Annotated in this window: 19 protein-coding genes; 16 read left to right on the forward strand and 3 right to left on the reverse strand. The window is 68.7% G+C overall.

The window, feature by feature from the left end; genetic code table 11:
- The first annotated feature begins 45 nt into the window (after positions 1-45).
- On the forward strand, positions 46-2721 hold the full coding sequence (locus B2J89_RS13940; RefSeq protein WP_169169695.1) for an EAL domain-containing protein: 2676 nt from the start codon (positions 46-48) through the stop codon (positions 2719-2721).
- Positions 2722-2724: 3 nt separating this feature from the next.
- On the opposite strand, the gene B2J89_RS13945 is transcribed toward B2J89_RS13940, so the two are convergent.
- Positions 2725-3552, reverse strand: a complete 828-nt coding sequence (locus B2J89_RS13945) for a ChaN family lipoprotein (protein WP_169169696.1) — start codon at positions 3550-3552, stop codon at positions 2725-2727.
- Between the two features lie 47 nt (positions 3553-3599).
- On the opposite strand from B2J89_RS13945, the gene B2J89_RS13950 reads away from it, so the two are divergent.
- The 15 genes from B2J89_RS13950 to B2J89_RS14020 all read left to right on the forward strand — a co-directional run bounded on the left by B2J89_RS13950 (position 3600) and on the right by B2J89_RS14020 (position 23401).
- Positions 3600-5585, forward strand: a complete 1986-nt coding sequence (locus tag B2J89_RS13950) for a type IV pili methyl-accepting chemotaxis transducer N-terminal domain-containing protein (protein WP_169169697.1) — start codon at positions 3600-3602, stop codon at positions 5583-5585.
- Positions 5542-6246 (forward strand): response regulator transcription factor, encoded by a 705-nt coding sequence (locus B2J89_RS13955; RefSeq protein ID WP_169169698.1) that lies wholly within the window; start codon positions 5542-5544, stop codon positions 6244-6246. Before B2J89_RS13950 ends, B2J89_RS13955 begins: the two co-directional genes overlap by 44 nt.
- A 129-nt stretch (positions 6247-6375) precedes the next feature.
- Positions 6376-7668 (forward strand): nitrate/nitrite transporter, encoded by a 1293-nt coding sequence (locus B2J89_RS13960; protein ID WP_169169699.1) that lies wholly within the window; start codon positions 6376-6378, stop codon positions 7666-7668.
- A 20-nt stretch (positions 7669-7688) separates the two neighbouring features.
- Positions 7689-9104 carry an MFS transporter gene (locus tag B2J89_RS13965; protein WP_169169700.1) on the forward strand — a complete coding sequence of 472 codons (1416 nt, stop codon included), beginning with the start codon at positions 7689-7691 and terminating at the stop codon, positions 9102-9104.
- A 34-nt stretch (positions 9105-9138) separates the two neighbouring features.
- The gene (locus B2J89_RS13970; protein ID WP_169169701.1) at positions 9139-12957 is read left to right on the forward strand and encodes a nitrate reductase subunit alpha; all 3819 of its coding nucleotides are present in this window, start codon (positions 9139-9141) and stop codon (positions 12955-12957) included.
- Positions 12954-14486: a nitrate reductase subunit beta gene (narH, locus tag B2J89_RS13975; protein ID WP_169169702.1), complete on the forward strand. Its 1533-nt coding sequence runs from the start codon at positions 12954-12956 to the stop codon at positions 14484-14486. Before B2J89_RS13970 ends, narH begins: the two co-directional genes overlap by 4 nt.
- Positions 14487-14489: 3 nt before the next feature.
- On the forward strand, positions 14490-15197 hold the full coding sequence (gene narJ / locus B2J89_RS13980; RefSeq protein ID WP_205763837.1) for a nitrate reductase molybdenum cofactor assembly chaperone: 708 nt from the start codon (positions 14490-14492) through the stop codon (positions 15195-15197).
- Positions 15194-16000, forward strand: coding sequence for a respiratory nitrate reductase subunit gamma (gene narI / locus B2J89_RS13985; protein ID WP_206042735.1), 807 nt, complete (start codon positions 15194-15196; stop codon positions 15998-16000). Before narJ ends, narI begins: the two co-directional genes overlap by 4 nt.
- On the forward strand, positions 15997-16872 hold the full coding sequence (locus B2J89_RS13990; RefSeq protein WP_169169703.1) for a peptidylprolyl isomerase: 876 nt from the start codon (positions 15997-15999) through the stop codon (positions 16870-16872). The genes narI and B2J89_RS13990 overlap by 4 nt, the downstream gene beginning before the upstream one ends.
- A gap of 2 nt (positions 16873-16874) precedes the next feature.
- On the forward strand, positions 16875-17600 hold the full coding sequence (locus B2J89_RS13995; protein WP_169169704.1) for a carbonic anhydrase: 726 nt from the start codon (positions 16875-16877) through the stop codon (positions 17598-17600).
- 423 nt (positions 17601-18023) lie between these two features.
- A complete protein-coding gene (locus B2J89_RS14000) occupies positions 18024-20462 on the forward strand; it encodes an adenosylcobalamin-dependent ribonucleoside-diphosphate reductase (protein WP_169169705.1) in 2439 nt (812 codons plus the stop codon).
- Complete coding sequence (locus B2J89_RS14005) at positions 20459-21781, forward strand: NnrS family protein (protein ID WP_240965029.1); 1323 nt, start codon at positions 20459-20461, stop codon at positions 21779-21781. The genes B2J89_RS14000 and B2J89_RS14005 overlap by 4 nt, the downstream gene beginning before the upstream one ends.
- On the forward strand, positions 21747-22427 hold the full coding sequence (locus B2J89_RS14010; RefSeq protein WP_371809074.1) for a nitroreductase: 681 nt from the start codon (positions 21747-21749) through the stop codon (positions 22425-22427). Before B2J89_RS14005 ends, B2J89_RS14010 begins: the two co-directional genes overlap by 35 nt.
- Positions 22428-22442: 15 nt before the next feature.
- Positions 22443-22847 carry a ribonucleotide reductase subunit alpha gene (locus tag B2J89_RS14015; RefSeq protein ID WP_169169706.1) on the forward strand — a complete coding sequence of 135 codons (405 nt, stop codon included), beginning with the start codon at positions 22443-22445 and terminating at the stop codon, positions 22845-22847.
- Between the two features lie 5 nt (positions 22848-22852).
- Positions 22853-23401 carry a hemerythrin domain-containing protein gene (locus B2J89_RS14020; RefSeq protein ID WP_169169707.1) on the forward strand — a complete coding sequence of 183 codons (549 nt, stop codon included), beginning with the start codon at positions 22853-22855 and terminating at the stop codon, positions 23399-23401.
- A 77-nt stretch (positions 23402-23478) separates the two neighbouring features.
- Here the strand turns inward: B2J89_RS14020 and B2J89_RS14025 are convergent, their stop codons facing one another.
- Positions 23479-23775, reverse strand: coding sequence for a DUF3567 domain-containing protein (locus tag B2J89_RS14025; protein ID WP_169169708.1), 297 nt, complete (start codon positions 23773-23775; stop codon positions 23479-23481).
- Between the two features lie 135 nt (positions 23776-23910).
- Positions 23911-24826 (reverse strand): DUF3108 domain-containing protein (locus B2J89_RS14030; RefSeq protein WP_169169709.1); only part of this gene is annotated, 916 nt, incomplete at its 5' end.

Below are 24826 nucleotides of genomic sequence, written 5' to 3' on the forward strand. Positions count from 1 at the left end.
GATTGTCGCAGCATGGCCGGGGCCCGAAGGGGCAGTGGGGCATTGATGGACACAAGCGGCGAAACAAAACGGGTACGGCCCTGGCATGGGCTGGTGCTGTACCTGGCCGTGGGCGCGTGCTGGGTGCTGGCGGGCGACCTGTTGCTGGCCGCCATGGCGCTCGATGTGGCGGCGGTGCAGCGCTACCAGCTGTGGAAAGGCTGGGTGTTTGTGCTGGCGACGGGCGCCCTGGCCTGGTGGCTGCTGCGGCACATGCAGGCCGCCGACAGCGCGCAGGCCCTGGCCGCGCAGCACACCGCGCATGTGCTGCGCCATGCGCCGGCCGGCATCGCGCGCGTCGGCATGGACGGCAGGATCGTGTGGGCCAACGAGCGCCTGAGCGAGCTCACGGGCGTGGCCGTGCCCGCCTTGCAGGGCCAGGACTTTCGCGACCTGGTGCAGGCCACCGACCGCGGCTGGGCTCAGCGCCAGCGCGAGCGCCTGCTGGCCGGCGAGATCGACCACTACCAGGGCGAGCGCCAGTGCCGCCAGCCCGGCACCGGCGCGCTCGTGCCCGTGGTGTGCACCGTCACGCTGGTGCCCGCTGCGGGCGCCGAGGCGGCCCACCTGGTCTGCGCGCTGCAGGACATCCGCGAGATCCACGCGGCGCGCGAGGCGCTCGAGCGCAGCGAGGCCGGGCTGCGCCTGGCGCTCGAAGGCAGCGGCAGTGGCATGTGGGACTGGGACCTGCAGGCCCGCAGCGGCATCGCCTGCGCCGGCCTGCAGCGCTTGCTGCGCTACCGCGGCGCGGACTTTGCGCAGGCCTTTGCCCTGGGCGAGCGCCTGCACCCGGCAGAGCGCTGGCGCGTGCTGCGCGCGGCGCGCCGCGCGGTGGCGAAGGGCGCGCGCTTCAGCGAGGCCGTGCGCATCCTGTGTTTCGACGGCCAGTACCGCTGGTTCACGGCCAGCGGCCAGCGCCACCTGGACGCACAGGGGCGGCCGGCGCGCTTTTCCGGCATCCTGACCGACCTCACGGACCAGCGCCGCGCCGACGCGCGCCGGCGCCTGGCGGCCACCGTGGTCGACAACACGATGGAAGGCGTGGTCGTGACCGATGCGCAAAGCCGCATCCTGTCGGTCAATGCGGCCTTCACGCGGCTGATGGGCTACACCGAGGACGAGCTGCTGGGCCAGACGCCGCGCATCTTCAAGTCGGGCCGCCACGACCGCGCGTTCTATGAGGGCATGTGGGAGCACGTGCAGCGCACCGGCCACTGGCAGGGCGAGATCTGGAACCGGCGCAAGAGCGGCGAGGTGTTCCCCGAGCACATGTCGCTGAGCGCGGTGCGCGACGCGGCGGGGGCGGTCACGCACTATGTCTGCATGTTCATCGACATCTCCGAGCAGAAGGCGCAGCGCCAGCGCCTGGAGTTCCTGGCGCACAAGGACCCGCTCACGGGCCTGGGCAACCGCGCCTGGTTCAGCGCGCAGCTGGACAGCGCCGTCGCGCAGGCCCGTGGCAGCGGGGAGCATCTGGCCGTGCTGCAGCTCAACCTGGACCGCTTCAAGGATGTCAACGACAGCTATGGCTACGCCGTGGGCGACCAGGTGCTCGCGCACATTGCGCGCCAGGTGCAGGCGGTGCTGCGCCCGGGCGATCTGCTGGGGCGCATGGCGGGCGACGAAATGGCAGTGGTGGTGCGCCACCTGCGCCATGCGGATGGCGCGGCGGCCGTGGCACGCCAGCTGATCGCGGCCGTGGGCGAGCCGTGGCGCTCGCCCGAGGGCTTCGAGGTGGTGGCCGGTGCCAGCGTCGGCATCTGCCTGTTCCCCGAGCATGCCGACACCGGCCAGGCGCTGGTGCAGGGCGCGCACGCAGCAGTCTATGGCGCCAAGGCGCGCGGGCGCGGCGCGTGGTGCTTCTTCCACGAGGACATGACGCAGGCGGCGCGCGAGCGGCTGGCGCTGGAGGCGCGCCTGCGCCTGGCGATGGCCCAAGGGCAGTTGCACATGCACTACCAGCCCCAGGTGGACATCGCCACGGGCCGCATCGCCGGGGCCGAGGCGCTGCTGCGCTGGCACGATCCCGCAGAAGGCATGGTCTCGCCGGCGCGCTTCATCCCGGTTGCCGAGTCGTCGGGCCTCATCGGGCCGCTGGGCGAGTGGGTGCTGGGCGAGGTCTGCCGGCAGGGGCGCCGCTGGCTCGACGACGGCCTGCCGCCCCTGACCCTGGCGGTCAACGTGTCGCCGCGCCAGTTCCACCTCTCGGACCTCGTCGCCTGCACCGAGGCAGTGCTCAGCGAGACCGGCTTCCCGGCCACGCACCTGGAGCTCGAGATCACCGAAAGCGTGCTGGCCGACCGGCCCGAAGAGGCGCTGCAGGTGCTCACGCGCCTGGGCGACCTGGGCATGCGCCTGGCGGTGGACGACTTTGGCACGGGCTACTCGTCACTGGCGCTGATCAAGCGCTTCCCGATCGACGTGCTGAAGATCGACCAGGGCTTCATCCGCGAGATTCCGCACAGCGCGGGCGACATGGCGATCAGCGCCGCCATCATTGCCATGGGCCACAGCATGGGCCTGCAGGTGGTGGCCGAAGGCGTGGAAACGGCGGCCCAGCTGCAGTTCCTGCGCGAGCGCCATTGCGACACCTACCAGGGCTACTTGCGCAGCCGGCCGCTGCCGGCCGCCGAGTTCGCCGCGCTGCTGCGGGCGCAGGCCGACGGCGGCGCGCCCGCCTGAGGGCTATGGCTTCGCGGCCTGCGCCGGCCACTGCCGGCGCAGGTCGGCGCAGGCGTCGTGCGTTGGCAGCGGGGCCGTTTCCTCGACCCAATCCGCTTCGTTTTTGATAGCTTTCGGCGCTTTCCCCGCCTGCGCTATCGCCACTTTTGACACCAAATCGCCGGGCAGGTGCTGCGGCACGCCGAGGCCGCGCTGCACATGGCCAAAACCGGCCACCACCAGCACCACCTGGCCGGGCCGGTGCGCGGCCGCTGCGGTACGCGCCAGCTGGAGGTCGCGCGCGATCTGCACGCGCACCATGCCGGGCAGCATCTCCTCGGGCAGCAGGCCGCAGTGGCCGTCGCGAACGGCCTCCAGCTGGCGCGCGCGGGCGGCGGCGGGCAGCTGCGCATCGAGCGCTGCATCGGCCATGGCGGCTTTCAGCGCCTGACGCGGCAGGTTGCCGCCCAGCACCGGCACGCCGGCGCGCACGGCGGCCATGGCCACGGGGCCATAGGCGGCCCAGGGCCAGGCGGCGTCGCTCCAGCCCAGCGCCGACTGCACGGCGGCCTCGCTCGCACCGGGCGCCAGGCCCTGCGTGCTGTGGCCCGCTTCGGCCATCTCCATCACCAGCGCGGCGAGCTGGCCGCGCTGCGCCAGCCACTGCACGGTGGCGCGCTCCCACTGCTGGTGCTGGCGGGCATCGTGCTGCTCGCCCAGCAGCAGCACGTCGGCCGGCAGCAGGGCCTGGCGTGCGGGCGCCGAAAGCGGCGCCGGTGCCGGCGCCTGCGCGGCGCACCCGGTCAGCAGCGCCACGGTACAGAGCAGCAGGGGCAGGGAGCGAATCCACATGGCTGCCATGGTAGCGGTACGCCACATCCATCTCTTACACTGGCCCGATGCGCAAGGCCCCCACCACGCTGACCACCAAGCTCCTGGCCATGGGTGCGAGCTTCCTGCTGGTGGCGCTGACCTCGATCGGGCTGACCCTGTGGGTGGCCTGGAAGCTCGAAGGCGGGGCCGCGGCCGTCAACGAGGCGGGGCGTCTGCGCATGCACACCATGCGCATGGCGCTGGCGCTGCAGACCGAATCCCCTCAAGAGCTGCGCGCGCTGACACAGAATTTCGACACCAGCCTGGAACTGCTGCGTACCGGCGACCCGGCGCGCCCGCTGTTCGTGCCCTGGGGCGAGGACACGCACACGCGCTTTACCGAGGTGCGCACCGCCTGGGCGAGCACGCGCGCGCAGTGGACGGCGGAGCCGCCGCCCCCGGTGCAGCAGGTGGTGGCGCAGGCCGATGCGAACGTGCGCCTCATCAACGGGCTGGTGCATGCGATCGAGCTTGAAAGCGCGCGCTGGACTTCGGTGCTGCACCTGCTGCAGCTGTCCATGATGGGCCTGGCCATCGCGGCGGCCGTGGCCTTCATGGCCCTCAGTTACTGGGTCGTGCTCAACCCGGTGGCACGCCTGCACCAGGCGCTCGCGCGCATGCGCCAGGGCGCGCTCGACACGCGCCTGGCGGTGGAGTCCGATGACGAGTTCGGCGAACTGGCCGCGGGCTTCAACCGCATGGCGCAGGCCTTGCAGGCCTCGCACACCGACCTCGAGCGCAAGGTGCGCGAAAAAACCGCCAGCATCGAAGACAAGAGCCAGCGCCTGGCTGCGCTGTACGAGGTCAGCGCCAAGGCCTCCGAGGCGCCCAGCCTGGAAGTGCTGGCGCAGGGCTTCGTGCAGCAGGCGCGCCGCATCTCCCGGGCCGACGCGGCGGTGGTGCGCTGGTCCGACGAGGGCAACGAGCGCTATGTGATCCTGGCCACCGACGGCCTGCCGCGTGCCATGGCCGAGCAGGAGCAGTGCCTGCACGCCGGCAGCTGCCTGTGCGGCCAGCCGCAGCAAAAAGCGCGCACCCGGGTGATTCCGATCGTGCCCACGTCCAGCATGCTGCTGGCGCACTGCCAGGAGGCGGGCTATGCCACCCTGGTGGCGCTGCCGGTGGTGGTACACCAGCGCGTGCTCGGCGAGCTCAACCTGTTCTTCCGCACGCCCGTCGAGCTGACGGACGACATGCGCGAACTGCTCGAAGCCATGGTGCGCCACCTGGCCAGCTCCATGGAAGGGCTGCGCGCAGCGGCGCTCGAGCGCGAAGCCGCCGTGGCCGAGGAGCGCGGCCTGCTGGCGCGCGAACTGCACGACTCGATCGCCCAGTCGCTCGCGTTCCTGAAGATCCAGAGCCAGTTGCTGCGCGACGCCGTGGCCAAGAACAACATCTCCGGGCGCGACCGCAGCTTGGCCGAGCTCGATGTCGGTGTGCGCGAGTGCTACGCCGATGTGCGCGAGCTGCTGGTGCACTTTCGCACGCGCACCAGCGCCGAAGACATCGAGGCGGCGCTGCGCACCACACTGTCCAAGTTCGAACACCAGACCGGCATCGCCACCGAACTGGCCATGGACGGCCACGGGCTGCCGCTCGCGCCCGATGTACAGATCCAGGTGCTGCACATGCTGCAGGAGGCGTTGTCGAACGTGCGCAAGCACGCGCACGCGAGCCGGGTGCAACTGCGCGCGCAGCGCCATCCGCACTGGCGCTTCGAGGTGCAGGACGACGGTGTGGGCTTTGACATGGTGGCCACCGCGCCGGAATCGGTGCACGTGGGCCTGGGCATCATGCATGAGCGCGCGCGCGGCATTGGCGCGCACGTGCACGTGCGCTCGGCTCCCGGCCAGGGCACCACCGTGTGCATCGAGCTGCCGGCCAGCGCGGCGGGCGCACCCCTGGCCAGCGGCAACGCCGCCGCCCTTGCGGCACCTTCTTTCCCATTGCACCCAACCACGCAAGCGCATGAACCGACCACCCGCCCCCATCAAGCTGTTCGTAGTGGATGACCACACCCTGTTCCGCCGCGGCCTGGTGGCGCTGCTGGGGCAGGATGAAGATCTGCAGGTGGTGGGCGAGGCAGGGGACGCCGCGCAGGCGCTGCGGCTGGCGCCCGCGCTGCAGCCCGACGTGGTCCTGATGGACAACCATTTGCCTGGCGTGAGCGGCATCGATGCCATCAAGGACCTGCGCCAGCAGCTGCCGCTCGCGCGCGTGCTGATGCTGACCGTGAGCGAAGACGCGCAGGACCTGGCCATGGCACTGCGCAATGGCGCGCATGGCTACCTGCTCAAGACCATCGATGGCGACCTGCTGGCCGATGCCATCCGCCGCGCCGTGCGCGGCGAGCCGGTGGTAAGCCTCGAACTGATGGGCAAGCTGGTGGCGGCGTTCCAGGCGCAGGACAGCCCGGCGCCCGCGGACGGCGCGGCCGCGGCGCCCTGCGCCATGCCGGACGAGGCCGCGCCGGCACCGGCGGCGTTGACGCCGCGCGAAGAAGAGGTGCTGCGCGAGATCGCCCGCGGCGCCAGCAACAAGGAAATCGCGCGCACGCTCGACATTGCCGAGACCACCGTGAAGATCCACGTGCAGCACATCCTGCGCAAACTCGAGCTGACCTCGCGCGTGCAGGCCGCGGTGTACGCCACCGACCGCCAGCGCGTCGCCTAGTTCTTTGGGACGAGGCGGCCGGGGCGGCGCCTAGTTCTTTTGCCACGCGGGCATGCCTCGGCAGGAGGATGGCCGAAGACGCCATGGCAGGCGACGATCCCTCTACAAACACAAGAGAGGTATCGCGCAATGGCACAAGCACCGCTGTCTGCGGGCCCCAGTCCGCAACGCACCCGGCAGGCCTGGTCGGTCCTGGTCGTCAGCACACTGGCGTTCACGGTCTGCTTCATGGTCTGGATGATGTTCGGCGTGATCGGCATTCCGATCAAGAAAATGCTGAACCTCAGCTCGACCCAGTTCGGCCTGCTCACGGCCATGCCGGTGTTGACCGGTTCGCTGATCCGCGTGCCGCTGGGCATCTGGACCGACAAGTACGGCGGGCGCATCGTCATGGCGGTGCTCATGGCCGTCACCGTGCCGGCCATCTGGATGATGGGCTATGCCACCGAGTACTGGCACTTCCTCACCATTGGTCTTTTCGTCGGCCTGGCCGGCGGCTCGTTCTCGGTGGGCACGCCCTATGTGGCGCGCTGGTTCCCCAAGAACCGCCAGGGCACGGCCATGGGCGTGTACGGCGCCGGCAACTCGGGCGCCGCGGTGAACAAGTTCGTCGCCCCGGTGCTGCTGGTGGCCTTTGGCTGGACCATGGTGCCGCATGTCTATGCGGCCATCATGCTGGGCACGCTGGTGCTGTTCTGGCTGTTCAGCTACAGCGACCCGGCGCACCTGGTGCCGAGCAACGTCAAGTTCACCGACCAGCTCAAGGCGCTCAAGGATCCCAAGGTGCTCAAGTACTGCCAGTACTACAGCATCGTGTTCGGCGGCTACGTGGCGCTGTCGCTGTGGATGGTGCAGTACTACGTCGGGGAGTACGGCCTCGATATCCGCGTGGCGGCGCTGCTGGCGGCCTGCTTCTCGCTGCCCGGCGGCGTGCTGCGCGCCATTGGCGGCTGGCTGTCGGACAAGTATGGCGCGCACAGCGTCACCTGGTGGGTGATGTGGGTCAGCTGGATCTGCCTGTTCCTGCTGAGCTATCCACAGACCGACTTCAGCATCCTGACCGTGGACGGCGCCAAGACCTTTCACCTGGGCCTGAACGTGTACACGTTCACCGCGCTGATGTTCATCCTGGGCATTGCCTTCGCCTTCGGCAAGGCGAGCGTCTTCAAGTACATCAGCGACGACTACCCGGCCAACATCGGCGCCATCAGCGGCATCGTCGGCCTGGCCGGCGGCCTGGGCGGCTTTGTGCTGCCGATCGCCTTCGGCGCCCTGATGGACCTGACCGGCATCCGCTCCAGCGCCTTCATGCTGATGTACGGCGTGGTCTGGGTCTCGCTGATCTGGATGTATTTCACCGAAGTCCGTCGCACCGATGTGATGGGCCCGGCCAACGCCCTGGCGGCGCGTGCAGTCCGCTGACCTTCTGAAAGCCACACACCATGTCTGCCTCTACCCCTGCCGCGCGTGCACGCACCGGGCGCACCCTGCACATCTGGACGCCGGAAGACAAGGCGTTCTGGGAGCGCGAAGGCGAAGCCGTCGCCAAGATCAACCTCTGGATTTCGGTGCCGGCGCTGTTCCTGGCCTTTGCCATCTGGCAGGTCTGGAGCGTGGTCGCCGTGAGCCTGCCTGGCCTCGGCTTCAAATATTCGAGCAACCAGCTGTTCTGGCTGGCGGCGGCGCCTGCGCTCAGCGGCGCCACGCTGCGCATCTTTTACTCGTTCATGGTGCCGGTGTTCGGCGGCCGGCGCTGGACGGCGATCTCCACTGCCTCCCTCTTGATTCCCGCAGTCGGCATCGGCTACGCCGTACAGGACAACACCACCGGCTACCCGACCATGCTGGCGCTGGCGCTGCTGTGCGGCCTGGGCGGGGGCAATTTCAGCTCCAGCATGGCCAACATCAGCTTTTTCTTCCCCAAGGAACGCAAGGGCTCGGCGCTGGGCGTGAACGCGGGCCTGGGCAACCTCGGGGTGTCGGTGGTGCAGTTCCTGAGCCCGCTGGTGGTCACGGCCGGCATCTTCGGCATCTTTGGCGGCGAAGGGCAGACCATCGCGAAGAACGGCGCCAGCGTGCAGGTCTGGACGCAGAACGCCGCCTTCATCTGGGTGCCATGGATCGCCCTCACCGCCCTCGCCGCGTGGTTTGGCATGCACGACATTGCCGATGCCAAGGCCTCCTTTGCCAGCCAGGCCGCGATCTTCCGGCGCAAGCACAACTGGCTGATGTGCCTGTTGTACCTGGGCACCTTCGGTTCGTTCATCGGCTATGCCGCGGGCTTTCCGCTGCTCATCAAGAGCCAGTTCCCGGACGTCAATCCGCTGGCCTATGCGTGGCTGGGCCCCCTGGTCGGTGCCGTGGTGCGGCCCTTCGGCGGCTGGCTGGCCGACAAGGTGGGCGGCGCGCGCGTGACGCTGTGGAACTTCGCGGTCATGGCAATTGCCGTGGTGGGCGTGATCCAGTTCCTGCCGCACGGCGGCGTGGGTGGCAACTTTGCCGGCTTCTTCGTCTGCTTCCTGGTGCTGTTCCTGACCACGGGCATCGGCAACGGTTCGACCTTCAGCATGATTCCCGCCATCTTCCTGGCAGAGGCCATGCGCGGCGTCGATGCCAACGACACCACCGCCGTGGCGCAAGCCCAGAAAGAAGGCAACACGCTGGGCGCGGCCACGCTGGGCTTCACGGCGGCCATTGCGGCCTATGGCGGCTTCTTCATCCCCAAGAGCTACGGCAGCTCGATTGCGCTGACCGGCGGGCCCGAGTTTGCGCTGTGGACGTTCGCCGTTTTTTATGTCCTGTGCATCGTGGTGACCTGGTGGTACTACGCGCGCAAGCACGCCGAGATGCCGTGCTGAACCCTTGCCTGCAGAAACGAAAAGGAGCCTCCCGATGAGCCATTTCCTCGACCGCCTCAACCACTTTTCCCAGCCCCGGGAATCGTTTTCGGGAGGGCACGGCGTCACCACCGCCGAAGACCGCACCTGGGAAGACGCCTACCGCAACCGCTGGGCGCACGACAAGGTCGTTCGCAGCACGCACGGCGTCAACTGCACCGGCTCGTGCTCATGGAAGATCTACGTCAAGGGTGGCATCGTGACCTGGGAGACCCAGCAGACCGACTACCCGCGCACGCGCTGGGACATGCCCAACCACGAGCCGCGTGGCTGCTCGCGCGGCGCCAGCTACAGCTGGTATCTCTACAGCGCCAACCGCGTCAAGTACCCGATGGTGCGCGCCCGTCTGCTCAAGCACTGGCGCGAGGCACGCTTGACCCTTTCCCCAGTCGAGGCCTGGGCCGCCGTGGTGCAGGACGACGCCAAGCGCCGTGATTACCAGAGCGTGCGCGGCCTCGGAGGCTTTGTACGCTCGACCTGGGACGAGGTCAACGAGATCATTGCCGCGTCCAACGTCTACACCATCGCGCAGCACGGCGCCGACCGCATCATCGGTTTCTCGCCGATCCCGGCGATGTCGATGGTCAGCTATGCGGCCGGGTCGCGCTACCTGTCGTTGATCGGTGGCGTGTGCATGAGCTTTTACGACTGGTACTGCGACCTGCCGCCGTCCAGCCCGCAGGTCTGGGGCGAGCAGACCGACGTGCCCGAGTCGGCCGACTGGTACAACTCGAGCTTCATCATCGCCTGGGGCTCGAACGTGCCGCAGACGCGCACGCCGGACGCGCACTTCTTCACCGAGGTGCGCTACAAGGGCACCAAGACCGTCGCCATCACGCCCGACTACTCCGAGGTCGCCAAGCTGTCCGACCTGTGGCTGCACCCGAAGCAGGGCACCGACGCCGCGGTCGCGATGGCGATGGGCCATGTGATCCTCAAGGATTTCTACTTTGGCGGCAACGGCAAGCCGCGCTCGGCCTACTTCGACGACTACGCGCGCCGCTACACCGATTTGCCGATGCTGGTCATGCTCAAGGCGCACACGCTGGCCAGCGGCGAATCCGTGATGGTGCCCGACCGCTATGTGCGCGCCTCCGACTTTGCCGACCGGCTCGGACAGGACAACAACCCCGACTGGAAGACCGTGGCCTTTGACGCGGACGGCCAGGTCGTCACGCCGCAGGGCGCGATCGGTTTCCGCTGGGGGCCGGACGGCCGGGCCGATGCCGGGCAGTGGAACCTGGAGGCCAAGGAAGCACGCGAGGGCAAGGATGTGGCGCTCAGGCTGTCCACGCTCGAAGGCGACGCGGCGGACCACGACAGCGCCCGTGTGGGTTTCCCGTATTTCGGCGGAGTCCACCACGAGCATTTCCCGAACAACGAGCAAAGCGATGTGCTGGTGCGCACCGTGCCGGTGCAGCGCATCGCCCTCGGCACGGACGGTGAAGCCCGGGAGGTGCTGGTGGCCACCGTGTTCGACCTGCAGGTGGCGCAGTACGGCATTGCACGCGGCCTGCCGGGCGAGCTGGCGGCAGCCGACTTTGACGACAACACCCCTTACACGCCGGCCTGGCAGGAGCAGATCACCGGCGTGCCGCGCGACCAGATCATTGCCGTGGCGCGCCAGTTTGCCGAGAACGCCGACAAGACCGAAGGCCGGTCCATGGTCATCATCGGTGCCGGCATGAACCACTGGTACCACAGTGACATGAACTACCGCAGCGTCATCAACATGCTGATGATGTGCGGCTGCATCGGCAAGAGCGGCGGGGGCTGGTCGCATTACGTGGGTCAGGAGAAGCTGCGCCCGCAGACCGGCTGGACGCCGCTGGCCTTTGCGCTCGACTGGATCCGCCCACCGCGGCAGATGAACAGCACCAGTTTCTTCTACGCGCACACCGACCAGTGGCGCTATGAAAAGCTCGGGGTCGACGAAGTGCTCTCGCCGCTGGCCGACAAGAAGCTCTACGGCGGCAGCATGATCGACTACAACGTGCGCGCCGAACGCATGGGCTGGCTGCCGAGTGCCCCGCAGCTGCAAACCCACCCGATGCAGGTGGTCAGGAACGCGCAGGCCGCTGGACTCGATCCTAAGGATTACGTGGTCCAGTCCCTGAAGGACGGCTCGCTGAAAATGAGCTGTGAAGACCCCGACCACCCGGACAACTGGCCGCGCAACATGTTCGTGTGGCGCTCCAACATCATTGGCTCGTCGGGCAAGGGCCATGAATACTTCCTCAAACACCTGCTGGGCACCACCAATGGCGTGCAGGGCAAGGATCTGGGCGCCCAAGACGCCAAGCCCGAAGAAGTGGTCTGGCACGACCAGGCGCCCGAGGGCAAGCTGGACCTGCTGGTCACGCTCGACTTCCGCATGAGCACGACCTGCCTGTATTCGGACATCGTGCTGCCCACGGCCACCTGGTACGAGAAGAACGACCTCAACACCAGCGACATGCACCCCTTCATCCACCCGCTGTCCACCGCCGTGGACCCGGTGTGGCAGTCCAAGAGCGACTGGGAGATCTACAAGGGGTTTGCGAAGAAGTTCAGCGAGCTGTGCGACGGCCACCTGGGCGTCGAAAAGGAAATGGTGCTGACGCCGGTCATGCACGATACCCCGGGCGAGCTGGCCCAGCCTTTCGAGGTCAAGGACTGGAAGCGCGGCGAATGCGAGCTGATTCCCGGGAAGACGGCGCCGCAGATGCAGGTGGTCGAGCGCGACTACCCGAATGTCTACAAGCGCTTCACGGCCGTGGGTCCGCTGCTCAACAAGATCGGCAACGGCGGCAAGGGCATTGCGTGGAACACCGAGACCGAAGTCACGCAGCTGGGGCAGCTCAGCGGAGTGGTGACCGAGCCGGGCGTGACGCAGGGCATGCCGCGCATTGACAGCGACATCGACGCCTGCGAAATGGTGCTGCAGCTCGCGCCCGAGACCAACGGCCACGTCGCGGTGAAGGCCTGGGCCGCGCTGGGCAAGCAGACCGGGCGCGAGCACACACACTTGGCGCTGCACCGCGAGGACGAAAAAATCCGCTTCCGCGACATCCAGGCGCAGCCGCGCAAGATCATCAGCTCGCCGACCTGGAGCGGCATCGAGTCCGAAACCGTGTCGTACAACGCCGGCTACACCAACGTAAACGAGTACATCCCTTGGCGCACGCTGACCGGCCGCCAGCAGTTCTACCAGGACCACCCGTGGATGCACGCCTTTGGCGAAGGCTTTGCCAGCTACCGGCCACCCGTGAACCTGAAGGCAACGGCCGGCGTGCATGGTATCCGCGCGAACGGCAATGCGGAAATCCTGCTGAATTTCATCACGCCGCACCAGAAGTGGGGGATCCACTCGACCTACACCGACAACCTCCTGATGCTGACCCTGAGCCGGGGCGGCCCGATCGTCTGGCTCAGCGAAGACGACGCCAAGGCGATCGGCGTAGAGGACAACGACTGGGTCGAGGCCTACAACGTCAACGGCGCGCTCACCGCACGCGCCGTGGTCAGCCAGCGCATCAAGCCCGGCATGGTGATCATGTACCACGCGCAGGAAAAGATCGTCAACACGCCCGGCTCGGAGATCACGGGGCACCGTGGCGGCATCCACAACTCGGTCACGCGCGTCGTCCTGAAACCCACGCACATGATCGGCGGCTACGCGCAACTGTCGTACGGCTTCAACTACTACGGAACCATCGGCACCAACCGCGACGAATTCGTCGTCGTGCGCAAGATGCACAAGGTGGATTGGCTGGACACGCCACGCCAGGACGAACGCGCCTTCGCGGTGCAGCAACAGGGAGAGTCGGCATGAGAGTACGCGCGCAAATCGGCATGGTGCTGAACCTGGACAAGTGCATTGGCTGCCACACCTGTTCGGTCACCTGCAAGAACGTCTGGACCAGCCGCCCGGGCATGGAGTACGCCTGGTTCAACAACGTCGAGACCAAGCCCGGCATCGGTTACCCCAAGGAGTGGGAAAACCAGGACAAGTGGAACGGCGGCTGGGTGCGCCGCGCCGACGGGTCCATCGAGCCGCGCCAGGGCGGCAAGTGGAAGATGTTGATGCGCCTGTTCGCCAACCCGAACATGCCGCAGATCGACGACTACTACGAGCCTTTCACGTTTGATTACGACCACCTGCAGTCGGCGCCCGAAATGAAGGCCGCGCCCACGGCGCAGCCGCGCAGCCTGATCACCGGCAAGCGCATGGAGAAGATCGAGTGGGGCCCGAACTGGGAGGAAATCCTCGGCGGTGAGTTCTCCAAGCGCAGCAAGGACGCCAACCTCGACAGCTTCGAGCAGGTGCAAAAAGACATGGTGGGGCAGTTCGAAAACACCTTCATGATGTATTTGCCGCGCCTGTGCGAGCACTGCCTGAACCCAAGCTGCGTGGCCTCGTGCCCGTCGGGCTCGATCTACAAGCGCGAGGAAGACGGCATCGTGCTGATCGACCAGGACAAGTGCCGCGGTTGGCGCATGTGCGTCTCGGGCTGCCCGTACAAGAAGATCTACTACAACTGGAAGAGCGGCAAGGCCGAGAAGTGCACCTTCTGCTACCCGCGCATCGAGGCCGGCCAGCCGACCGTGTGCAGTGAAACCTGCGTCGGTCGCATCCGCTACCTCGGTGTGGTGCTGTACGACGCCGACCGCATCCAGGAAGCCGCCAGCGTCGAAAACGACAAGGACCTGTACCAGGCGCAGCTGGGCATCTTCCTCAACCCGCACGACCCGGCCGTGATCGCGCAAGCGCGCAAGGACGGCATTCCCGAGGCCTGGCTTGAAAGCGCGCGCAAGAGCCCGGTCTACAAGATGGCGGTCGACTGGAAGGTGGCGCTGCCGCTGCACCCCGAGTACCGCACGCTGCCCATGGTCTGGTATGTGCCCCCGCTCTCGCCGATCACTTCGGCGGCCAATGCCGGTCAGATCGGCATCCACGGCGAGCTGCCCGACATTTCCCAGATGCGCATCCCCGTGCAGTACCTGGCCAACATGCTCACGGGCGGCGACACCGCGCCGGTGGTGCGCGCGCTGCAGCGCATGCTGGCGATGCGCTCGTACCAGCGCAGCAAGCATGTCGACCACGAACAGAACCTGGCGGTGCTGGCGCAGGCCGGCCTGACCGTGGCGCAGGTCGAGGACATGTACCACACCATGGCGATTGCCAACTACGAAGACCGCTTCGTGATCCCGACGACCCACCGCGAATACGCCGAAAACGCGTTCGACGTGCGCGGTGGCTGCGGTTTCACCTTTGGCAACGGCTGCTCTGAAGGCAGCAGCGAGGTCAGCCTGTTTGGCGGCAGCAAGAAACGCACCATTCCCATCAAGGTGGAGGTCTGAGCCATGGCCCTGTTCAACCACACCCCCACTGCGACCCGAAGCCTGCGCGTGCTGGCGCGGCTGCTCGGCTACCCCGATGCGGAACTGCGCGCCCACCTGCCCGGGCTGCGCGCTGCGCTGCTGCAGGAGCAGGCGCTGCCTGCGCCGCGCCTGGCGGAGCTCGACGCGCTGATCGATACCCTGGAGCGCAAAGCGGCGTTGGAAGCCGAGGCCGACTATGTCGAGCTGTTCGACCGCGGCCGCGCCACCTCGCTGCACCTGTTCGAGCATGTGCATGGTGACTCGCGCGACCGCGGCCCGGCCATGATCGATCTGGCCAAAACCTACGAGCAGGCCGGCATGTTCCTGGGCGAGGGCGAAATGCCCGACTTCCTGCCGGTGGTGCTGGAGTTCACCTCCACGCAGCCGCCGCGCCAGGCGCGCGAGTTCCTCGCCGAAATGGCACACATCTTCAATGCCCTCTTTGCGGCCCTGCAGCAGCGCGCAAGCCCCTATGCCTGCGTCCTGGGCGCCTTGCTCGAACTGGCGGGCGAGAAAGCTTCGCCGGTCGAGATCGTCGCCGAAGAGCCGATGGACGCTGTCTGGCAGGAGCCGGTGGTGTTTGACGGCTGCTCGTCCAAAGGCCAGGCGCGGCCCGACCAGCCGCAACCCATCCACATCGTGCCCCACGCCGCGCGCCAGGCACGCCCCACCCAAGGAGCACAGCGATGACTTCCCTGCACGGTTTTCTCTTCGGGGTCTACCCCTACATCTGCCTGGCGGTGTTCCTGCTCGGCAGCCTGCTGCGCTTCGACCGCGACCAGTACACCTGGAAAAGCGATTCGTCGCAGCTGCTGCGCACCGGGCTGCTGCGCTGGGGCAGCAATTTGTTCCACGTCGGCATCCTGTTTTTGTTCTTTGGCCATCTGATCGGCCTGCTGGCGCCGCATGCGTTCTATGCGCACTTTCTCGAAGCTTCGGTCAAGCAGAAAATCGCCATCTACTCGGGCGGTCTGTTCGGTGTCCTCTGCTTCATCGGCCTGTCGATGCTGATCTACCGTCGCATGTTCGACGAGCGCATCCGCTACACCAGCCACAAGACCGACCTGGCGATCCTGCTGATCCTGTGGGTGCAGTTGGTCGTGGGCCTGATCACGCTGCCTTTTTCGTGGGCGCATTCCGACGGCAGCGTGATGCTGATCCTGGCCGACTGGGCGCAGCGCATCCTGACGCTGCGCACGGTCGATGCCGAGGTGCTGGCCGGCTTGCCCTGGCCCTACCTGTTTCACATCGTCTTCGGCATGACGATCTTCCTGCTGTTCCCGTTCAGCCGCCTGGTGCACGTGTGGAGCGGTTTTGCGTCGGTGGGCTACCTGTTCCGGCCCTACCAGGTGGTGCGCAGCCGGCGCTTGGACGTGGGCGTCACCACGCGCTCGTCGCACGCGCCGCAGCCGGTGCAGGCGGTCCATCCCGCCCACCGCCCGGTCGCCCAGGCCCCGACGGGCGCCGCCTCGCCCAAAGGAGAGTTCTCATGAACGCCGCTCCCTCTTCCTCTTCCTCTTCCGGTTGCGGCAGCGGATGCGGTTGTGGCAGCGCGGCTGCCCCTGCCGATGCCGCGGCGGCCGGCACCCGGAGCGGGCCCACGGCCACCATCAACGGCGTGGCCCTGCACCTCCCGGGGCAGCGCCCTGCCGAGGACGAACTGCGCGAACGCGCCTATGCCGAACTGCTGCGCCAGCGCGCGGTGGCGCAGAGGCTGTTGCCGGCCCACGCGGGCAGCGTGGCGCCCGAACTGGGCGAGCCGGAGCGCCAAATCCTCGAACAGCTGGTCGACGCGGACGTCCGCAGTCCGCAGCCGCAGGAGGCCGAGTGCCAGCGCTACCACCAGGCGCACGCTGCGCAGTTCACCGTGGGGCAGGCGCTGCATGTGCGGCACATCCTGTTTGCGGTCACGCCCGGCACCAACGTGCAGGCGCTGGCAGTGCATGCGGAAAAAGCCCTGCTGGAACTGACCCACGCAGACAGCCCGCCCGGACGCTTTGCGCAGCTGGCGACCGAACTGTCCAACTGCCCCACCAGCACCCAGGGCGGCGACCTGGGATGGATCGGCCCGGACGACTGCGCGCCCGAACTGGCGCAGGCGCTGTTCCACACACAGCAGCACCAAGCCCGCGTCGGCGTGCTCCCGCGGCTGGTGCACAGCCGGTTTGGCTTCCACATCGTAGAGGTGCTGGAGCGCCGCGAGGGAACCCAGCCCACCTACGCCGAGGTGCGCGAGCGCATAGCGCGCCTGCTGGCGATGCAGTCGCGCGCTCGCGCGCTGCACCAGTACATGGCCCTGCTGGCGGGCGAGGCCACGCTGGAACACATCGCACTGGACGCCGCCGACTCCCCGCTGGTGCAGTAGGCATGGACGCGCCGGCTCACGACAGCGCGAACGACAGCGACAGCAGCGCTGACAGCAGCGACGAACTGCTGGTGCGCCTGCGGCGCTTCAAGTCGGACTATTTCCCGCTGCACCAGCAGCGTTTCCAGGACCTGGTGGCCGACGGACAGCACCCGACCACGCTGTTCATTGGCTGCTCCGACTCGCGCCTGCTGCCTTACCTGCTCACCGGCGCCGGTCCGGGCGAGCTGTTTCTGGTGCGCAATGTGGGGGCTTTTGTGCCGCCCTACGACGGCTCGCACGGCCACCACGGCACGGCGGCGGCCATCGAATTCGCCGTGCTCAGCCTGCAGGTCAGCCGGATCGTGGTCTGCGGTCACAGCCACTGCGGTGCCATCAAGGCGCTGTATGGCGAGGTGCCCTCCGAAGCCCACAACCTGCTGCGCTGGCTCGACCTGGGGCGCGAGGCGGTGCTGCCGGTCCAGCCATGCCCCGAGGCCTTGCGCCGCACCGAGCAGCGCGCCGTGGTGCTGCAACTGGGCCGGCTGATGGAATTTCCCATGGTGCGCAGCCGCGTGCTGGCGGGGCAGATCAGCCTGCACGGCTGGCATTACGTCATTGAGGACGGCGAAGTCCATGTCTTCGATGTCAAGACAGGCAATTTCGTCGCCGCCTCGGTGGCCACGAACAGCGGCACCGGCCCGTATGCCCCGTATGTCGAGCACGATGGGCAGGTGATTTGCGATTGAGCCAGCGCGCCATGCCCGGGTTCCATGCCTGAAATTCCTGGGGCCACCGGGAACTATGACTTTGATAGCTATCTGCATACGGCTGGCAGGCGCTAGAGCCTTGTTTCGATGCCAAAGGCCGGATTCCCACCCAGTGGATCCGCGAAGGGGCGCCGCCCCCGGTGCGGGGCGTGGACGGCGCCTCCGCCCGAGCCCGTGCCGCTGGGGACCGCAGGACAGATGCACCAAGATTGCGCTGCGTCAGGAATGCGTTTTAACCACCACGCCGGGGCGGGACTTGCGCGGGTCTGTCGCCAAAAAGGTCTATTCTTGCCGTCTGCGCAGCGCCCACCTTGTCCTGTTTCCGGGACCCGGTGCGCTGCGCAACCCCTTCCACGGCTGCGCGTGCCCGGTGCTGCGCCGCCTTTTCCCAAGGCAGACCCCATGAAACGCGAAGACCTCGGCCGCGCGCACGACGTGACCGCCACCCAGCCCATCAGCCTCGATGTGCTGAAAGAAAAATACCTCAAGGCCGGCGAAACCAGCGCCGAAGACCTGTACCGCCGCGTGGCACGCGCGCTGGCCTCGGTCGAGGCCGAGGGCGAGCGGGAAAAATACGAAGCGCTGTTCCTGGCCAACCTGCACGCCGGCGCCATCGGCGCGGGCCGCATCATGAGCGCCGCCGGCACCGACATCCAGGCCACGCTCATCAACTGCTTCGTGCAGCCCGTGGGCGACTGCATCCAGGGGGTGGACGAGGGCGGCTACCCCGGCATCTACGAAGCGCTGCGCGAAGCGGCCGAAACCATGCGGCGCGGCGGCGGCGTGGGCTACGACTTCTCGCGCATCCGCCCGCGCGGCGCGCAGGTCAAGGGCACGCATTCGATGGCCTCGGGCCCGTGCAGCTACATCAACGTGTTCGACCAGTCGTGCTCCACGGTCGAGAGCGCCGGCGCGCGCCGCGGCGCGCAGATGGGCGTGCTGCGCATCGACCACCCCGACGTGATGGACTTCATCACCGCCAAGCGCACGCCGGGGCGCTGGAACAATTTCAATGTCTCGGTGGGCGTCTCCGATGCCTTCATCGAGGCGGTGCAGAATGACCAGCCGTGGGAGCTCGTGCACCAGGCGCGGCCGGGCGCCACGCTGATGGCGCAGGGCGCCTACCAGCGGGCCGACGGCCAGTGGGTCTACCAGACGCTGCCGGCGCAGGAGCTGTGGGACACCATCATGAAGTCGGCCTACGACTTCGCCGAGCCCGGCATCCTGTTCCTCGACCACATCAACACCGACAACAACCTGCACTACTGCGAGTCCATCGAGGCCACCAACCCGTGCGGCGAGCAGCCGCTGCCCTCGTACGGCTGCTGCGACCTCGGCCCCGTCATCCTGACGCGCTTTGTGCGCCACCCGTTCGGCCTGTCGGGCGAAGCGGCGTTCGACTTCGACGCGTTTGAAAAATCGGTGGCGCTGCAGGTGCGCGCCCTCGACAACGTGCTCGACCTGACCTTCTGGCCCCTGCCCCAGCAGCGCGAAGAGGCGCACGCCAAGCGCCGCATCGGCGTGGGCTTCACCGGCATGGGCAACACCCTGGCCATGTTGTGCCTGCGCTACGACGCGCCCGAGGGCCGCGCCATGGCGGCGCGCATCGCCGAGCGCATGCGCGACGCCGCCTATGCCGCGTCCGTGGCGCTGGCGCGCGAGAAGGGCGCCTTCCCGAAATTCGACGCCGAGGGCTACCTGGCCACCGGCACGTTTGCCAGCCGCCTGCCAGCAGCGCTGCAAAAGGACATCCGCAAGCACGGCATCCGCAACAGCCACCTGCTGTCGATCGCGCCCACCGGCACCGTGAGCCTGGCCTTTGCCGACAACGCCTCGAACGGCATCGAGCCGCCGTTCTCGTGGATGTACAAGCGCAGGAAGCGCGAGGGCGACGGCAGCACTTCCGAGTACGCGGTCGAAGACCATTCCTGGCGCCTGTACCGCGAGCTCGGCGGCGACGTGGCGCGTCTGCCCGCGTACTTCGTCTCGGCGCTCGAGATGTCGGCCGACGGCCACATCGCGATGATGCAGGCGGTGCAGCCCTTCGTGGACACGGCCATCTCCAAGACCGTGAACATCCCGGCCGACTACCCGTACGACGACTTCAAGGGCCTGTACCTGCAGGCCTGGCGCGCGCGCCTCAAGGGGCTGGCCACCTACCGCCCCAACAGCATCCTGGGTGCGGTGCTCGAAACCCACGCCCCCGCCGAGGCTGCGCCGCAGGCGCCGGCCGCGGCCCCGGTGGACCCGATGCGCACCGTGATCGAGAGCCGCCCCAAGGGCGCGCTGTCGGCCGTGGCCGAGAAAGTGGAGTACTGGACGCAGGAAGGCCAGAAGCGCCTGTACCTCGTGGTGTCCTTCCTGCCCGTGCCCAATGCCGACGGCACCGGCACGGTCGACCGCGCGATCGAGTTCTTCATGCCCGTGGGCCAGAGCGGCGAGTCGCAGCAATGGGTGACGTCGAGCATGCGCCTGCTGTCGCTGGCGGCGCGCGGCGGCTTCCTCGAGCGTGCGCTCAGCGACATGCGCAAGGTCGCCTGGGACCGCGGCCCCGTGCGCCTGGGCACGCACCAGAAGGCCGATGGCACGCATGTGCCCATGTGGCACGACTCCGAAGTGGCCGCCATCGCCTACGCAGTGCAGAACATCCTGGCGCGGCGCGTCCGCAAGAACCTGGGCGTCGATGTGCCGGCGCTGGCCGAGGCGCCTGCGGTGGCCGTGGCCGCCATGCCGCCCATCATGGCCGGCCAGAAATGCAGCGAGTGCGGCGCGCACGCGGTCATCCGCAAGGACGGTTGCGACTACTGCACCCAGTGCGGCCACCTCGGCACCTGCGGATGAGCCTGCGCCCCGCCACCGCGCGGCCTGGGGCACCGGGCAAGCCTGCACCCGATGGGCTGGCGCCGCCCGACCCCCGCTGGCGGCCGGTCTACCTGATGCGGGCTCCGCACCGGCTGGGGTTTTTCCTGGCGATGGTGCTGCTGGGGGCTTCGGGGGTGTGGTGGGCGCTGGTGCAGGTGGACCGGGCGAGCGGACTGCTGGGGCTGCCCTATGCGCTGTCGCCGTCGCTCGTGCATGCCGCCGTGATGGTGCTGGGCTTCATTCCGCTGTTCTTTTCGGGTTTTTTGTTCACCGCCGGCCCCAAGTGGCTGGGGGTTGCGCCCTGGGGGACGCGCACGCTGCTGCCGCCCCTGCTGCTGCAGGCCCTGGGCTGGCTGCTGTGGCTGGGGGGCGCCCATATGGCGGCGCGCTGGGCCATCGCGGGTGCGGCGCTGGCGGCGCTCGGCCTGGCGTGGATGACGGCACTGTTTTGGTGGCTGGTGCTGCGCAGCCGCGCCGACGACCAGGTGCATGCGCGCGCCATCGCCGTGGCCTGCGCCGTCGGCAGCCTGAGCGCCATGGGCGCCGTGCTCGGCCTGGCGCTGGATGCGCCGGCCGTGGCGCGCGCCTGCGTGCTCACGGCGTTGTGGGGCTTCGTCGTGGTGGTGTACGTCACGGTGGCGCACCGCATGATCCCGTTTTTCACGTCGAGCGCCCTGCCGTTCATCGCCGTGTGGCGCCCGTTCTGGGTGCTGTGGCTGATGTTGGCCGCCGCCGCCCTCGAGGCCGCTGCCGTGTGGGTCGAGCTCGACGGGCCGCTGCAGGGGCCGGTGGCGCCGCTGTGGCTGCTGGTGCGCGGCGTGCTGGAACTGGCCGTGGGCGCCGTGCTGCTGTGGCTGGCCGGCGTGTGGGGCGTGGTGCAAAGCCTCAAGAACCGGCTGCTGGCCATGCTGCACCTGGGCTTTCTGTGGTTGGGGCTGGCGCTGGTGCTCGCTGGCGTATCCCAGTTGCTGGGCCTGGCGCAGGGCGCGCCCGTGCTCGGCCTGGGGGCCCTGCATGCGCTCACCATGGGGTGCCTGGCCTCGCTGATGCTGGCCATGGTCACGCGCGTGTCGTGCGGGCACAGCGGCCGTGCCCTGGTGGCCGACCGGACGGTCTGGTCGCTTTTTTGGGCCTTGCAGGCGGCCACCGTGCTGCGCATCGCGGCGGCGCTGCCCGGTGCCGCGTCGGCGTGGCTGCTGCTGGCGGCCGCGCTGCTGTGGGCCGCCGTGGTGGCGGTATGGGGGGTGCGGCTGGGAGACTGGTATGGACGCTTGCGCGCCGATGGTCGCCCCGGTTGAAGGCGGCACGCCCGCGGCCGCGCCCGGCGAGCTGGCCGCGGTGGCTGCCACGCTGATCCAGGCGCGCCAGACCATCCTGCCCAAGCGCCTGGCCGAGCCCGCGCCCCCGGCTGCCGAGTTCGCGCAGATCGTGGCCGCCGCCGGCCAGGCGCCCGACCACGGGCAGATCCTGCCCTGGCGCCTGGTGCGGGTGCCGCAGGCGCAGCGCGGGCCGCTGGCCGAGGTGTTCGCCGCCGCCCTGCTCGGGCGCGACGCCCGCGCCACGCCCGAGCAGGTGGCGCAGGCGCGCGACAAGGCCTATCGCTCGCCCGAGCTTTTGCTCGTGGTGGTGGACGGCGAGCGCGGCGACCCGCAGATCGACCTGCACGAGCGCATCGTGTCGGCCGGCTGCGCGGTGCAGAACATGCTGCTCATGGCCACGGCGCTGGGCTACGGCTCGGCGCTGACCAGCGGCAAGGCGCTCAAGTCCGCGGGCTTGCGCACACTGTTTGGCCTGGGCGCGGGCGAGCACGCGCTGTGCTTCCTGAGCCTGGGCACGGTGCAGTCGCGCAAGCGCGCGCGCCTGCGTCCCGTGCCCACCGATTACCTGCGCACCCTCGGCGGCGAGCCCCCCGACGAGCCGTCGCGCGCAGACCCTTTGCTGTGATGTCGGAGAACACCCATGGAAATTGCGAGTTTTGACGATTTGCTGCAGGCCGCCCGCTCGCAGCCCGAGCCCCAGAGGCTGCTGTTCGTGTTCGCCGGCGCCGAGCTGCCGGGCGATGCCACGCCCGCACAGCGCGCCGATTTCGCGGCCGGGCAGGGCGGCGCGCTGGTGCCGCTGATGTGCGTGGACAAGCGGCCCGAAGACATTGCCTCGTTTGCCGCACTGGTGGACGAATCCGCCCAGTTCGGTCACGACTGGGCCATGGTGTTCGCCGCCGCGCTGTCTGGCACGCTGCACCGCGCGCCCAGCAGCGAGGAGGCCGAGGCGCCGCTGCAGCGCATGGTGGACGCTGTGAAGGAGGGCCGGGTGGACGCGTTCATCCCGTTCAATCGGCAGGGCGAGCCGGTGCGGCTGGGCTGAGCGCCATGGCCGGCAACGCGGCCCTGCCCGGCTTCGGCGCGCCCGCCGTGGGCTTTGACACGCCGTTCGAGATGCTCGAGGCCTGCCACGAGCGCGTGCAGCGCACGCTGGCGCTGCTGCAGAGGCTGGTCGGCTACCTGCACGGCCAGGCCTGCGACGACTCCGCGCGCCAGGCGGCGCACGATGTGCTGCTCTACTTCGACCTCGCCGCGCCTCTGCACCACGAAGACGAAGAGTTGCACGTGTTTCCGCCGCTGCTGGCGCACGGTGACGCCGCCATGGCGGCGCGGGTGCGGCAGCTGCAGCAGGACCATGCGCGCATGGACGCCGACTGGCAGGCCGCGCGCACGGCCTTGCAGGCGCTGGCCGAAGGGAAAAAAACCGCCTTCAGCGCGCAGGACGAGGCCGCGTTCGCGCGCTTCGCCACAGCCTACGCCGCGCACATCCGCAGCGAGGAAGACCTGGTGTACCCGGCGGCGCGCGCCCTGCTCGGCGCCGACGCGCTGCAGCGCATGGCCCAGGACATGCGCCAGCGCCGGGGCGCTGCGCCCTGATTGGCGCTATTATAATGATAGCTTCTGGCGTTTGATGGGTAAGTGTTTGTGGCGGATTTGACTGGTGTTTTGCTTGGTCAGTGCACCACCACCGGGTTCTGCGCCAGGCCCGTGTAGCGGTCCAGCGTGTCTTCCACTTCCTCCTGCGTCGGTGCGTCGCGCTGCCATGCCAGGATGACCTGCTGGAACATTTCTGCCCACGAGCCATCGAGGTAGACCTCCTTGCCCGAGCGCTTGTCCACGATCTCGAAGCCGTGGCGGGCCAGCTGTGGGGCGGGGGCGGGGCTGTCCGCCGACGTGGCATCGAGCGGCTTCACGGCGTCTGTCAGCATGTGGACCACCACAAAAGATTCTGAGTCGTAGAGCATGTGCATGGTGTTCTCCCTGGTCTGTGTGTCTGTCAGATGACAGCGCGGGCGCGGAGTTCAAGTCCTGCGGTGCGGCCCGGGGGCCTGCCCCAGTATTTCACGGATGCCAATCACCTTCGCTGGCGGGGCCTTGGCCCCGGTTCAGGGCGCGGCGTGGCCGCTCAGGCGCAGGTCGGCAAAGTCGCCGTTGGCCTGGGTGAGGCGGATGCGCACGGGCAGGTAGCCCAGGGCGGGCGCGAGCCACAGCTCGGCCTTCTGGTCGTAGTCGCGGCGCGGCAGGCGCTCCAGTTTCAGCGCCGGGGTGGCGCCCACGGGCAGGTCCAGCGTTTCCTCGCCCTCGATGGTGAACGACCAGACGTCGGCCGCGCGCGCGCTTGCCGTGGCCACGCTGATGCGGGTGCCCACCGGGTAGCGTTCGGGCGCCGCGGCCAGCAGGGCGCCGAGCTGGAGGAACACGCTGAGCCGGTCCTGCGTGCCCGGCACCAGAACGGCTTCGGGCGTGTTGGCGCTGAACGTGATCCGGTTGTGGGCGTAATCGAAGTGCGCGGCCTGTTCGCTGCGTGCGCGGTCGCCGAAGCGCCGGGGCTGCAGGCCGCCCGCGGCGATGTCGCCCTCGCTGGTCTGCGTGCGCGCGCCCAGGAACAGCAGCTTGATCTCCTGGCGCGCCTGGTAGTGCTGGCCGTCGTGCTGCCACAGCAGTTCGGCGCGCGCGCTGTAGTGGAGCTTCTTGGCCTGCCCGCTGACCTCGAAATCCAGGCGCACGGGAGGCGGAATGCGCACCGGGCGGGGCGCTGCGCTGTCCCCGGGTGCGCCCGTGCCCGGCACGGCGATGTCGATCGCTGCTGTCGTGCCTGCGGCGGGCGCCGGCGCGGGGGCCTCTGAAGGGGCGTCCGGCGCCTCGGCCGCAAGGAGCGGCTGCGGGCCCGGCCCGTGGTCGGGGGCAGTCTCGGCGGCAGGGTCGGGAGAGGGCGCGCTGGCCTGGTTGTCGGTTTCCGGGTCCGGCGCACGGTTTGCCAGAGGCTCCGGGTCGGTCGCGCCGGGGGGCGGGCCCAAGAGG

The sequence above is a fragment of the Acidovorax sp. SRB_24 genome, from assembly GCF_012931925.1.